At 62.8% G+C, this 13,640-nt stretch carries 10 protein-coding genes; all 10 read left to right on the forward strand.

The genetic code is table 11. The annotated features are described in order from the left end of the window. Positions 1–111: 111 nt before the first annotated feature. Positions 112–2,229, forward strand: coding sequence for a tetratricopeptide repeat protein (locus ACEK02_RS30610; protein ID WP_371425221.1), 2,118 nt, complete (start codon positions 112–114; stop codon positions 2,227–2,229). A gap of 53 nt (positions 2,230–2,282) precedes the next feature. Further along, a complete protein-coding gene (locus ACEK02_RS30615) occupies positions 2,283–4,409 on the forward strand; it encodes a tetratricopeptide repeat protein (RefSeq protein WP_371425223.1) in 2,127 nt (708 codons plus the stop codon). A gap of 270 nt (positions 4,410–4,679) precedes the next feature. Beyond that, positions 4,680–5,327, forward strand: a complete 648-nt coding sequence (locus ACEK02_RS30620; RefSeq protein WP_371425225.1) for an RNA polymerase sigma factor — start codon at positions 4,680–4,682, stop codon at positions 5,325–5,327. A gap of 307 nt (positions 5,328–5,634) precedes the next feature. After that, positions 5,635–7,887: a type II secretion system secretin GspD gene (gene gspD / locus ACEK02_RS30625; RefSeq protein WP_371425227.1), complete on the forward strand. Its 2,253-nt coding sequence runs from the start codon at positions 5,635–5,637 to the stop codon at positions 7,885–7,887. Between the two features lie 28 nt (positions 7,888–7,915). After that, positions 7,916–8,608, forward strand: coding sequence for a prepilin peptidase (locus ACEK02_RS30630; RefSeq protein ID WP_371425229.1), 693 nt, complete (start codon positions 7,916–7,918; stop codon positions 8,606–8,608). Then, positions 8,605–9,513, forward strand: a complete 909-nt coding sequence (locus ACEK02_RS30635) for a hypothetical protein (protein WP_371425231.1) — start codon at positions 8,605–8,607, stop codon at positions 9,511–9,513. Before ACEK02_RS30630 ends, ACEK02_RS30635 begins: the two co-directional genes overlap by 4 nt. Before the next feature lie 18 nt (positions 9,514–9,531). Then, the gene (locus tag ACEK02_RS30640; protein ID WP_371425233.1) at positions 9,532–10,572 is read left to right on the forward strand and encodes a PilN domain-containing protein; all 1,041 of its coding nucleotides are present in this window, start codon (positions 9,532–9,534) and stop codon (positions 10,570–10,572) included. Between the two features lie 92 nt (positions 10,573–10,664). Then, positions 10,665–11,249 carry a type II secretion system protein GspM gene (gene gspM, locus ACEK02_RS30645; protein ID WP_371425235.1) on the forward strand — a complete coding sequence of 195 codons (585 nt, stop codon included), beginning with the start codon at positions 10,665–10,667 and terminating at the stop codon, positions 11,247–11,249. Between the two features lie 197 nt (positions 11,250–11,446). Further along, positions 11,447–11,845, forward strand: coding sequence for a hypothetical protein (locus ACEK02_RS30650; RefSeq protein WP_371425237.1), 399 nt, complete (start codon positions 11,447–11,449; stop codon positions 11,843–11,845). Positions 11,846–11,858: 13 nt separating this feature from the next. Then, entirely contained in the window at positions 11,859–13,559 is a 1,701-nt protein-coding gene (locus tag ACEK02_RS30655) for a GspE/PulE family protein (RefSeq protein WP_371425238.1), read from the forward strand. Positions 13,560–13,640: the final 81 nt, after the last annotated feature.

Genomic DNA, 13,640 nt, shown 5'->3' on the forward strand with positions numbered 1-13,640 from the left:
GCGGGGCTTCCTATGCAAGACAATCCCAGCGGCAACTTAAGCGCGATAAATTTGCATGGGTCACATGCAAATAGCGGGGCAAGCTGTGGTGTTGCATCCAATCCGTCGCGTGTGCGCAGAGCCGAACGCCTGCAGCACCAAGGCATCGAACACGCGCGGGATGGCCAGTGGAAGGCGGCGCTCGCCGCCTTTGGAGATGCCATAAGGCTGGCGCCGGACTTGCCGAACCTGAACTTCGAATTCGGCGTTGCGCTTTGCCGCGCAGATCGTTTCGAAGATGCGATCACGGCATTCCACCGCGAATTGCACGTGTCGCCCAAGCACGGACCGGCAGCCGCCGAGATCGGCACCTGTCTCGCTCGTACGGGGCGCCCTGCCGAAGGCATCCCGTTTCTGCAGCGCGGACTGCGGTTACATCCCAACATGCCGCTAGCTCAATTCAGTCTGGGGCTGGCACTACTGACCGAAAATCGCCGGCGCGAAGCGCTCGAAGCGCTCGACCAAGCCTTGCTGCTGGATGCCAGCTGTGCGGATGCCTATCGCACCCGGGGCCTGGCGCTCGCGATGGACGGACAGCTTGAGCGCGCGGTTGAGGATCTGCGCGCCGCCACGGCGCTCGACAGCAACAACTCCAATGCCATCATCGAGCTCGGTCGCACCTTCGGCCTGGCTGCACGCGAAAGGGAGGCGGGACAACTGTTCGAGACCGCCGCCAGAATCGCACCCCATCTCGCTCTGCCGCAATATTACTACGGCCAGTATCTGATCAATCACCGCCACTTTCAGCGTGGCCTCGACCATGTCGAGCGAGCGATCGCGATCGACCCTTTATATGCCGAGAATTATATCGCGCGCGGCTTCGGATTACTCGGCCAAGGTCGTGTCGAGGAAGCCGTCGGGGCGTTTCGTCATGCCGCCAAGCTCAACCCCGACAGTTCGCAGATCGCGGGAACGCTGCTGTTCGCCCTGCAGCACAAGCCGGGAGTAACGGAACGGGAATTGTTCAATGAACACAAGAGATGGGCCGAGCTTTTTCGCCTCAGTCCACCTCACGACCGCCTGCTGTTCCGCAATGCGCCGCAACCGGAGCGGAAGCCGAAGCTGGGCATCGTATCCGCCGACTTGCACCGCCATGCTGCTGCATTTCTCACGCTTCCCGCCTTCGAGCAACTGGCGCAGATCGGTTTCCCGATCGTCTGCTACAAGACCGACCGCAAGCGGATCGACGACGATTTCAGCGAGCGGTTCAAGGTTGCGGCGGTGGCCTGGCGCGACATTTCTGACCGCGACGATGCGGCCGTGATCGAGCAGATCACAGCCGATGGCATCGACATCCTCTTCGACCTCTCCGGACACACTGCAGGCAGTAGGCTTGGCGTCTTCGAGCGTCGCGCGGCACCGATTCAACTCGGCTGGGCCGGTTATGTCGGCACTGTCGGCCTCGACACCTATGATGGCATTCTGGCCGATGCCGTGGAGATCCCGCCCGGTCATGACGACTGCTATGTCGAACCGGTAATCCGACTGCCGGATTGCTATGTAAGCTACCATCCACCGATCGATGCGCCGTCTGTCGGGCCGCTTCCGAGCCTTGTGCGGCAGCGCTTCACATTCGGTTGCTTCAATCGACCCGCCAAGTTGAATGCAGCCGTGGCCGAAAGCTGGGGCCGCATCTTCGCCCAGCTGCCGGACGCCCACCTGCTTATGGTCTATGGCGGGCTCGATGAGTCCGCGACGCGCGCGGCTGTACTCCGGGTGCTGTCGCGCGGTGGCATCGATCCCGAGCGCGTCGAACTCGTCGGCGAGAAAGAACAGGCCGGCCTGGTGCGCGCCTATCGCGATGTGGATCTCGCGCTGGACCCATTCCCCTATTCGGGCGGTGTCACCACTCTGGAAGCGATGTGGATGGGCGTGCCAGTCGTGACGCTCGTCGGGGATACATTCGCGGGCCGCCATTCCGCCAGTCACCTGACCGCAGCGGGCCTTCCGGAATTCTGCGCGAAGACGCGCGAAGACTACGTTGCGCTGGCCATCGACTGGAGCCGACGTCGCAACGATCTCGACGCGCTGCGCGGCAGCTTGCGGGCGCGCCTGGCAAGCTCGCCGCTCTGCGACGCGCCGCGCTTCGCGCAAAATCTTGCTCGGGAGTTGATACGATTGTGGGCTGACTGGTGCGCGGCGCGGCGTGCACATGCAGCCGAGGGTGAGCCTTTACGCCAACCGGCGTGACGGGAATTCGCGCGGCGCCTGTGCGTCGTCGCATCGGGTCTCGGGGGACGCGGATGGCGATATCGAACACGATCAACCAGCCTGGAATGCGGCAGGCCGCTCTCGAGCGCGCCGTGGCCCTGTTCAACGAGGGGCAATTCCACGGTGCCGAAGCGCTACTTCAGACGATAGCGAATGGCTCGCAGGGCAGCGCCTTCGTGCAGCACATGCGCGGATTAGTCGCTGCCGGACTCGGACAGACCGAGCGCGCCCAGGAATTGCTGTCGATCGCGATCAAACTCGATCCCGCCGATGCAACGGTGCATGCCAATCTCGGCGTATTGCTGCTCAGAGAATCCCGTTACGCGCCGGCCGCAGCCGCCTTCGAAGCGGCATTGTTGCTGCAGCCACAACATCAGATCGCGCGCCTGAACGTCGCGAAATGTTACGCCGAGCTCGGCCTGTTTGATCTCGCGATAGATGCTTACCGCGACGCGCTGGCCTGCATGCCCGATCATTTCGAGCTGCAGGCCGACCTTGCTGCGCTGCTCAGCGACACCGGCGACACCGAAGGCTCACTGGCCCTCTTCGCAAGAGTGTTGGCGCGCGAGCCCGAACGCGCCGAGATTCACACGGCGCTCGCTGTCAGCCTGTTCACCAGCGGCGATTGGGTCAGTGCATGGCACGAATACGAATGGCGCTGGCGGGATCCCCGCTATCAACACGCCCCGGCGACAGTCGATGCCCCACGCTGGACAGGCGAGTCTCTGGCCGAAAAGACCATTCTGTTGCAAGCGGAGCAAGGTCTCGGCGACACCATCCAGTTCGTTCGCTATGCAGCTCTGGTGAAGGCGCGCGGCGCTCGTGTCGTCCTGCAGGCCGAAAGGGCATTGATACCGCTGCTGCGCACGGTCGCCGGCATCGATCAGTTCGCAGACATGCAGGCGCCAGCGCCCGCCTGTGACGTCTGGGCGCCCCTGATGTCTCTGCCCGGCCTATTCGGGACGGTGCCCGACAATGTTCCGGGCGAGCTGCCTTATCTTCACGCCGATGCGGAACTGACGGCACGATGGAAACAACGCCTCGGCCTGGAGCCAGGGCTTGCCGTGGGTATCGTCTGGCAGGGCAATCCTGCTCACGCGTGCGATCGCTGGCGATCGATGCCGCTAGCAGCGTTGCGTCCGCTATTCGCCTGCCCCGCTGCGCAGTTCGTCTCGCTGCAATTCGGTGCGGGCCACGAACAGTTCGCGGGTGCCGGATGCGCCCTTCTCGATCCGGGCGAAAAGCACGAAATATCGTCATTCGCCGACACAGCCGCCATCGTTGCCAATCTGGATCTGGTGATCTCGATCGACAGTGCAGTGGCGCATCTTGCGGGCGCTCTCGCCAAGCCTGTCTGGATTCTTCTGGCCGCACGCAACGACTGGCGCTGGATGCGACGCTGCGAAACTACACCATGGTATCCACAAGCCAGGCTGTTTCGTCAGCACACACTGCACGACTGGGACACGGTCGTGCTGGAGGTGCGACAAGCATTATGGTCGTGGGTGCGCGCAGAGCCGCCCATCGACGCGGCCGAGATACCGCGCCGGCGGACCAACGATGACGCCCTGTCCCACGCGCTATTCGCTCGAGGGGTTCGACATCATCGCGACAATGACAGTCGCCGATCGAAGACATGCTTTGATCGTCTTCTATTGAACGACCCCGATCATGTGAATGCATTATGCAATCTCGGCGCCCTGGAGCGCGCGGACGGCAACAACGACCGCGCTTTGGCGCTAACGCAGCGTGCAGTGGAGCTGGCGCCCGAGCTGATCGACGCGCGACTAGCACTTGCCGACGCCCTGGTCGCAGCGAGCCGCATCGAAGATGCGACCGCACAATACAGGGACGCTCTTCGCCGCGCGCCGCGCAGCGCGCCTGCCCACGCGGCTTTCGCCCTCGCCTCACGGGCAAACGGCGATTTCGAAACGGCATTGAAGCATTTCGAACACGCGGTCCAACTCGATCAGCGTCAGTCGCCGGCGTTTTACCTGGCCTTGGGACAGACATTGGTTGCGATGCAGCAGCTTGCTGGGGCCGAGATCAGCCTGCGATACGCGCTTGCGCTCGATCCCACGCTTGCACTCGCACGCGAGGCGCTGGAGGCGATTAGACAGCGCGTGCCACGAAGCGTTGGGACACACGCATCACAATGATGCAGACTCTTTTGTTTCGCATGACGCAATCTGCCGGCCGGATTGCGATGCGCGCTGACAGGATTGGAGATCGCGCCGCTCGCGTTCGCCTTGCAGACACGACGATCGCGACAGCGCCGTGCGCGCCTATCGGATCGCGTCAGGTACGAACAGCGTCAGCGCTCTGCACATGACCCATCAATTAGACTCACTTGCCATCGACACGTCATCGCCAAGTCACCTCGCTGCACTCTCGGTGTAACACAACTTCAGGATGATACCATTTCGGCTGTGGTCGAGACGGTCGCGGGGGCGCGGGTGATGTCGAAGACGAACCAATCTGCTTTGCTGGACATTCTTGTGACCGGATACGACGATTTCAAGCGGCGCTTAACCGCCCGGCTGGGTTCGGCCGAACTTGCATGCGAGGCCTTGCAGGACACGTTTCTGCGCTTGAGCTCTTCCGCCATTCCGGAGTCGGTGCAAAAACCTCGCGCTTACGTGCTCCGCGCCGCCTACAATCTTGCGATTAACCGGCTTGTCTCCGAAAAACGTCGGGGAATCTCTTCGGATCTCGACGCATTGCTCGATATCGCAGACGACACTCCCGATCAGGTTCGGATCGTCGAGTCCCGCTCGGAGATCGAGGCGCTCACGCGGGCGCTGCACGAACTTCCGCGTCGACGCCGCGACATCATCGTCGCGGTCGCATTGAACGATGTCCCCATACCTGTCCTGGCGAAGCGCTTTGAGGTCACCGTGCGCACGATCCAGATCGAACTGAAGCACGCCATCCTTCATTGTGCCCAACATCTCGACCGCGGTTCGCAGGCAACGCTGACGCGGAAGCCGCGGGTGATCAATTCGGGACGTCGATCGGAGATGAACGAAGCTTTCACGGCGGACATGAAGATCAGGACTACCAAAGCGAAGAATTGACCAATCGTCCTTCGCATTCCGATGTCCACGATTGTCTCTGCAGCAAGCGGCGGTGTGCAAATGCACTGACGCAATAGGTCGTGCGGAAGAGAAATATGCGCCGAAACGATGCGACGCTGCTCCATCGGAGCTTCGTTCACCTCTCAGACGCGGTCGCTCATTTGGAACTGCCCGCGCGTGAAATGTAGTGCGCCGAACGAAGGCCGAGTTACCTTGGAGTGAAGTGATGTGGGATCCGCGTCTTGGCCGCCGCACACAGTCTGGTGGGCATTTGTCGAATGGGTTGAAGCAAGGTCCATGCGTCCGCATGCGTGCGATCGGCCTCCTCGTCACCATCGCATTCATCGCTGCGGGTTGCACGACGACTGACTTGCAGGATGTCATCGACGACAGCGGTAAGAAGTTTGCACCGGATAGTCGCTTTTCAGGTTTCGGTCTCGGTGACACGGCTGCACCGCCTGTCGTGCGAAGCCGCGGCTATGGAACCGTGGCAGGCAGCAGCGCTGCCAGGGCGGGACAGGTCTTTACCGGAACGGCGCCGGACCGCGTATCCATCAATGAGTCCGGACGATCATCGGAGACCGTCGGCACCGTATCGCCGGTCGCGCCAAGTTCGGATGGTCGATCGTATCAACTCAATTTCGAAAACACCGATGTCGCCGCCGTCAGCAAGGCGATCCTCGGTGACATCATGAACGCCAACTATATGATCGACCCGCGGGTGACCGGCCAGATCAATCTGGCGTCGTCCCAGCCGATCCCGCGCAGCAGCCTCATTGCGCTGCTTGAGGCCTCGCTGCTCACAATCAATGCCACCTTGAACAAGGATGGCGCGATCTATCGCATCTCGCCGATCACGGATGCGCGTGGTCTCCTGAATGTAGGATTCCAGTCGGTCACCGATGGCTATGGCACCACTGTCATCGCCGCCCGATACATGCCGGCCGCCAATCTCGCCAAGGTTCTCGACGGCCTCGGCGGCCGCACCGGCACCGTGCGGGTCGAACCCGGTGCCAATCTCCTGATGATCCAGGGCACGACCGCGGAGCGACGGGCACTGCTCGGCGCGGCGGCCATGGTGGATGTCGACTGGATGCGGACCAAATCAGTTGCGATCCTGCCCGTCGAGCACGCCGCGCCGGAAACCGTCATCGCCGAGATCAACCGCATTCTTGGAACCGGCGAAGGCGGCCTGTCGCAGAATGTCGTTCAGTTGCAGCCGATCGGCCGGCTCAATGCCGTGCTCGCAGTGTCGTCGCGTCGCGACGCCATCGACCACGTGACCAAATGGGTGATGCGACTAGATGAGGCCGATCAGAACGCCGCTGGGGTTAAAGTCTATCGACTCAAATATGCGCAGGCGAAGACGGTGGCGGCGATGCTCAACCGGATGTTCGGCGGACGTCAGGCGTCGACGTCCGGCCAGGGTGATGCGGACCAGCTCGAACCCGGAATGGATGGCCAGGACAATCTCGGGAGCGAGAAGATCGCGACTGCGCAGCTTGCCCAAGCCAACGGCTCGGCAACGCCGACGACGGCGTCGGGCGGCGGAACGGCCAACGCGCCCAACGTCATCAAGACAGCGCTCACCGACGGCAGCCCGCAAAGGACGGCGGGCGCCGATGACAACGGCGGCTTCGAACCGCGGTCCGGCAGATCGGGCAACGGCAAGGTTCGCGTCACGCCGGATATCAGCAACAACGCGCTGTTCATTGAAACCAGCCCGCAGACCTATCAAATGGTGGAGCGCGCGATCCGCGAAATGGACCGCTTCCCGACGCAGGTCAGCATCGAAGTCACCATCGCCGAGATCACACTCACCAGCGAGTTACAATACGGCGTCCAGTTCTTTCTCAAGAACGGACAATTCTCTGCGGGCCTCGGCGGCGCGAGCGGCGTACCACTGCAGACCACCTATCCCGGACTCAATCTGGTCTCGGGCGCCTTGCAGGACCCCCAGATCGTGCTCGATGCGCTGTCCAAGTTCACCAGCGTGAAAGTGTTGTCCTCACCGTCACTGGTCGTTGTCGACCGGCAGCCGGCCGTCCTTCAGGTCGGCGACCAGGTTCCGATCCTGACCCGGCAGCTGACGTCGAGCGAGGGCACGGCGACCGTCAACAGCGTGGACCTGAAGGATACCGGCATCATTCTGAACGTGCTGCCGCGAGTGAACGCCAACGGCATCGTGACGCTCAATGTGGAGCAGCAGATCAGCAATGTCGCATCGGCCCAGCCGGAAACGCTGACACCGACGTTGTCGCAGCGCCGGGTCAAGAGCGTGATCTCGGTCGCCAGCGGACAGACCGTGCTGCTGGCGGGCCTGATTACCGACGGACACAACATCGACCGCAGCGGCCTGCCGGTGGTGTCGGAAATCAAGATCCTGAACGATCTGCTGTCATCGCACGACCGCAAGGCGACGCGCACCGAACTGATCATTTTCATCAAGCCGAGGATCATCGCCAGCGGTCAGGATGCGCAGCGCGTCACCGAGGAGTTCCTAGGCCGCATGCGCAGCATCGAAGCCGGCAGGGGCGTCGTGGTGCGCAGCAGGTATTGAACATTGCGGGACGAGTGGGGGCAAAGTGATGAATACCGCCAAAGCGAACGCGGAAGAAGCTGTGGACCGTCATCCCGCGCGCAGGCGTTTCTTTGACCGCGTCTGGCAACGCGTGATGACGTTTTCCGGCGAACTCTGCGGAACCGCTCCGGTCCAACCAATCGAGATCGCGGCGGGCAGCGCCGGCGTGGTAGCCGCGCTTGCGACTCTGGACCTGAACCAGGGATCGTTTGCCGCCGCATGGTGGTTGCTAGTCCTCGTTGTTATCCGCAACGATCTCGCCGACTTCCTAATTCCGGACGAAGCATCGGGCATGATCGCCGTGCTGGGGCTCGCCCAAATCGCGACGCTCTCCGTGATGGCCGGCCAGTCGGCGGCGGCGTGCCTGACGACACTCGGCGCCGTGCTCTCCGGAGGTCTGACCGCCGCCGTATTCCTGTGGCTCGTCGGCCGCGGATTTCGCGCCATCAGCGGACGCGAGGGACTCGGTTTCGGCGACGTCAAGCTGATGGGCGCGTCCGGCATCTGGCTCGGTGTGGTGCAGCAGGCCGTCGCGCTCGAACTCGCCGCATTGGCGGCGTTGGCCATCGTTCTTGTCGAGGCCCGCAATGACACACGCCGCGGCGGCGTCCTGCCCTTCGGCGCATTTCTGGCGCCGGCGGCATGGCTCACGCACATGGCGCATGCACTATCGTCCGACTGGCTCGGGGGGGCATCATGACGACGCATCCCGTATCGCGCTTCGAGTGTTTGACTGATCTGGCCCATCCACGACGGGGCGCCGCGCTGCTTGTCGTTCTCGTATTCGTCACCCTGATTTCCAACCTAGCCATCGCAGCTCTGCGCGTATCGGTCAGCGGCGCCGCGGCGGCGACCGTGTTCACCGATCAAATGCGCGCGGACGAACTTGGCCGCGATGCGGCGCAGCTTGTTGCCTATCACCTGCAGTCGGATCTGCCGGGTGTCCGGCGCGGCGGGTCTTTCATCGCGCGGCTGCCGTTCTCGAGCGTCGATATCCAGTATGTCGCCGAAACGGCACGGATCGATATCAATCTCGCGCCACCGAAATTGCTCGCCGCCCTGTTTGTCGCCGCGGGCGCGGATCGCGACCTTGCCGACCAACTCGCCAGCCGGGCGGAATGGAGCCAAGGCCGCAAGCAGCCCACGTCGCCACGTCCGGCCGCTTTGGATTCCTCACCGACGGCTGCGAATGGCGCCGCTCTCGTCTTCGTGCGAACCGAGCAGATCATCGATGCCTGGGGGGTGCCGGAACCGTTGTACCGCACGATCCGCCCGGCGCTCACGGTGGCGAGCAGATCGGCCAAGGTGGACCCCGTGCTGGCGGATCGCCTCGTCGTAACGGCGCTGATGGAGGGCGACGAGGAGCGCGCCAACGATTTTCTCGAGCGCCGCCGCCGCGGTTTTGCGACCGTGGACGACGCGCTGATCCAGCTCCCGGCAGCGACGCGCCCCTATGCCGGATTTCCACCCGTGCGGGCCGTCAAGGTCATCGCCCGCGTCGCTGTCGATCATCGTTTCAGACGCACCTACGAATTCGTCATCACAGTTCCAGAGGGGCCGAAGGCGGAGACACGCGTGCTCTCATGGCAGCCGCTCGATCTCTGACAATAATCGGAGGATACCATGCTGAAAGCGGTCAAGGCGTCCCTGCGGTGGTTGGTCGACGGGCTGAGCGAAGCGGTCACCGCTGGTGTCGTCCGCTTTGACAGGCGGCCGGCCTTCCAGATCGATCTTGCCGCCGACAACACGGTGTTCGATGCGCACCACCGGCCGCTCGGACGACTCGTGGCGGGTGACGCCGCATTGCGGTTCGAGCCGCCGAGCCTCGCCGCGCAGCTCGCAGGCAGTTCGATCGACATCGAGTTGCCGACCGCCTGGGTGTGGCGGCGCCATCTGCAGCCCATCGGGATCGACAATGTCGCCTATCTCGACGCTTTCGTATCACATCATATCGAGCGCATCAGCCCATGGCGCGCAACCGATGTCTATCATCAGATCATCAGCCGGCCGATGCTCGACGATTCAAAGCGGGTCGCCGTGGAAGTCGGCATCGTGCCGCGCTCAGCCGTCGATCGTATCGTCGCCATGCTCGCGCCGCTTGCGGCCCGATTGCAGCTGGTGTCGCGCCGAGCCGACGATCGCGAAGCCCTGATCATTCCGGTCGCCGGCAAGGACAATACGCAGCGGAACTCCATCCGACGTATGGTGGTGATGGCGCTTGTGCTTGTTGCTGTCGCCATCGCCGGCTGGTTCGCCAGCGTGCAATGGGGCATGGCCGACATCGATGCGGAACTAGTCGAACTCGACCAGCAGATGATAGCCCGCAAGGCGCAGCTCGCCGCCGGGCGTGGCAGTTCCGGCCAGACTGCCGCGGAAACGCTGCGCATACAGCGCGCGTCGCGGCCCTATGTCGTCGAACTCGTCGATGCCATGTCTCAGATCTTGCCCGATCACGCTTATCTGGTCGATTTGCGTTTCGAGAAAGATCTGATCCGCGTTTCCGGCATCTCGGCTCGAAGTTTTGAGCTCGTGCCTGCGCTGGAGCGGTCAGGACGCTTTACCGATGTCAAATACACGGCTGCAACGACACGGCTCGAAGACGGACGAACGGACCGTTTCCACCTGGAAATGCGTGCCGCCGATGCACCGGGGGCTGCACGATGATCCCGGCCGGAAAGCGCGCTACCAATCCCGTCAGAGATGCGTATCAAATTCTCATCACGAGCTTGACGAGAATATCTAGCTGGCGATTCACCATGGACCACTTCGCCAAAAGCCTTGCGACGAAGAATTTGACACTGGACCGCCGCATTGCCGCACCTGCGGTCATCGCCAGTCTCTTTGGAGGAATTATTTCCTACATCGCCATAGCGCAGGACAGATTGGACATCGCGCGAGTCGAGCGCGATACCAAGCTGGATTTGATCGAGCGACTGTCCGGCCGCGCAAAGGGCAACGCGACCGTGACGACAACCGATATCACGGTCCCCGACCTTCCCTTCGTCGCGGCGGAGACCGAGACCACAGCGGCTGCCGAAGTCGATCGGCTAATTCGTGCTGTGGTCATGAAGGCCAATGGCGCGGTGTTGTCAACGCAGGCCTCCATCGAACGCGGCAACGATACGACGACGCGGCGGATCGAAATACAGGCAGTCATCGAAGGGCAGATCGAAGCCATTCAACGTACATTGTTCAATCTCGAGATCGGCGCGCCGTTGATCTTCATCGATGACCTTGCATTGCAGCTCGTGGAGCGTTCATCGGGTAAGAACGAGAAAGCGCAGATGCCCTTGCTGCAAGCATCGCTGACGCTGAGCGCATTCTGGCGGAGTGCACCGTGATCATGCCGAATCCGCAGGGACAAATATCGCCTGAGAGACGGCGATCCTGTTGCAATCTCGTTCGATCTCGCTGCCCCGCTGGACCATGCGCAACATCCGGACGCGCGCGTGACTTGATCGGCGCCCGAATTCGCCACGGCATCCTCTCCTGCAGTGCTCTGCTTCTAGGCACAATCGGTGCTTACCCGACTTTGTTGGTGCCGACAGCGGTCGATGCCGCCGAGATGCCGACGCTCGACCGGCTCACTGCCACGCGGCAACGTCCGCTATTCTCGTCGACGCGGCGACCGCCGCCGGAGGAGAGACCGCGCCAGACAGCGGATGCACTGCGGCCGCAACAGCCGAACGTCACTCTCAACGCGATCATCCTTGGTTCCGGTATCCAGATGGCGTTGCTCAAACGCGGAAGGGACACGAAAGCGTTCCCGGTTACCATGGGCACCGAGGTTGACGGATGGCTGGTCACCAAAATCGCCCCCAATCACGTCGTTCTCGCCAACGACGCGCAATCCGTCACGCTGGAATTCTTGAAGCGCGCCAACGCCCCCGTTCCACTTCCCGCCGGTCCGACGCGGCGGGCTGAATTAACGCGTTGATGGAGCCGGTGCCGTGAATCTAGCCCTCTTCGCCGAACGGCTCGTCGACATCGGCGCGCTTGCGCCCGGCGTCGCCAGCGCGATGACCGCCGCGGAAGATGTTGCGACGATCGGCTCGTATCGCAAGTTACTTGACGTCTCCGGCATCCGGCCTACAGAATTCGCTGACTTCATCGCCAGCGCATACAACTTTCCGCGCGTCACCCTCGAAGGCCTTCGCAGCGGGACTTCGCTGACCGACCGGTTCTCGCAATCATTCCTACACGACGCCGGCATTTACCCGTACTGCACCGCCGACGGCGAACTGAGACTCGCGATCGCCGATCCGGCCCAGAGCGACGCCATCGACGCGATCGCGCTGACGATGGGTGACAACATCATCCTGGAAATTGCGACTTTCGAGGACATCGAAATCGCGCTCAACAAAGGCAGCGACACCGAGGCGGCTGCGAGCGATCAGCGCAGCGACGATCCGTCCGGCAGCGACGAGATCGACAGCCTGCGCGACCTCGCCAGCGGCGCTCCTGTGGTGCGAGCGTTGGAAGACATCTTCGATCGCGCCGTGGCCATGCGGGCGACTGATATCCACATCGAGCCATCGCAGCGTGACTTTCAGGTCCGCGTCCGGGTTGACGGGATCATGCGGACGCTGCCGCCGATCCGCGGCATTGCGCTGCGGGCACTGATCTCGCGTGTGAAAATCCTGTCGAGCATCAACATCGCCGAACATCGCGTCCCCCAGGATGGCCGGACGCGGATTCGGGCCCGCGGCCGCGAGTTCGACATCCGCGTCGCCACAATGCCAACCACCGGCGGCGAAGCAGCAATCCTGCGCCTGCTCGAACGCGGCAACCGCCTGGTGGAGTTCGGACAGTTCGGCTTCAGCCCGCGCGACGACGACGTGCTACGGCGGCAGCTCAACATGCCGCACGGCCTGTTCGTGGTCACAGGACCGACCGGCAGCGGCAAGACTACGACTCTCGCGGCGGCGATCGCGCTGCTCAACGATGCCACGCGCAAAATCCTGACAATCGAGGATCCGGTCGAATATGCCATTCCCGGCGTCGCCCAATCGCAGGTTCGGCAAGCCGTCGGGCTGACCTTCGCCACGGCCCTGAAGGCATTCCTGCGCCAGGACCCCGACGTCATCATGGTCGGCGAGGTCCGCGATGCGGAAACCGCCAAGATCGCCATCCAGGCCTCGCTGACCGGTCATCTGGTGATGACGACCTTGCACACCAATACCGCAGCCGCAGCCGTCACCCGTCTGGTGGATATCGGCATCGAGCCTTATCTCCTCGCCTCGACCCTGACCACCGTGATCGGACAGCGGCTGGTGCGGATCCTGTGCCCCGACTGCCGCCGAACGACACAGGTGACCGAGGAGCGGCGACAACGCGATCCGCGTTTTGTCGCGCTTGCCATCGAAACCGGCATGACGCTTTACGAACCGGTCGGTTGCGAGCGCTGCAACCAGACGGGATATCGCGGCCGGCGGGCAATTTTCGAGGTACTGGAAATTACCGACGCAATACGCCGGTTTATCCTCGCCGGCGCCGACGACGCCGCGATCGAACAGGCCGCGCGCGGCGAAGGCATGACCACGATGGTGGAAGACGGCCGTGCGCGTTGCCTTAGTGGCGTGACCTCGCTCGACGAGGTTTTCCGGGTTGCCGCCCTGCGCGCGACCAGACTGGGCGATGACGAGGTGTGACGAGGCGGCCACGATGGATGGCGGATGCAGATCAATCACGCAGACGATTTCGCATTCGGTTGCATCGGTTGTCTTAGGTAA

Origin of the sequence: Tardiphaga sp., from assembly GCF_041424195.1 — a bacterium.
Classification (GTDB): domain Bacteria; phylum Pseudomonadota; class Alphaproteobacteria; order Rhizobiales; family Xanthobacteraceae; genus Tardiphaga.

Bases quoted from the DNA above. Each gene is read 5' to 3' on its own strand.
- ACEK02_RS30615 (WP_371425223.1), top strand. From the start codon at position 2,283: ATGGCGATATCGAACACGATCAACCAGCCTGGAATGCGGCAGGCCGCT.
- ACEK02_RS30635 (WP_371425231.1), top strand. From the start codon at position 8,605: ATGACGACGCATCCCGTATCGCGCTTCGAGTGTTTGACTGATCTGGCC.
- gspM (WP_371425235.1), top strand. From the start codon at position 10,665: ATGGACCACTTCGCCAAAAGCCTTGCGACGAAGAATTTGACACTGGAC.
- ACEK02_RS30630 (WP_371425229.1), top strand. From the start codon at position 7,916: ATGAATACCGCCAAAGCGAACGCGGAAGAAGCTGTGGACCGTCATCCC.
- ACEK02_RS30640 (WP_371425233.1), top strand. From the start codon at position 9,532: ATGCTGAAAGCGGTCAAGGCGTCCCTGCGGTGGTTGGTCGACGGGCTG.
- gspD (WP_371425227.1), top strand. From the start codon at position 5,635: ATGCGTGCGATCGGCCTCCTCGTCACCATCGCATTCATCGCTGCGGGT.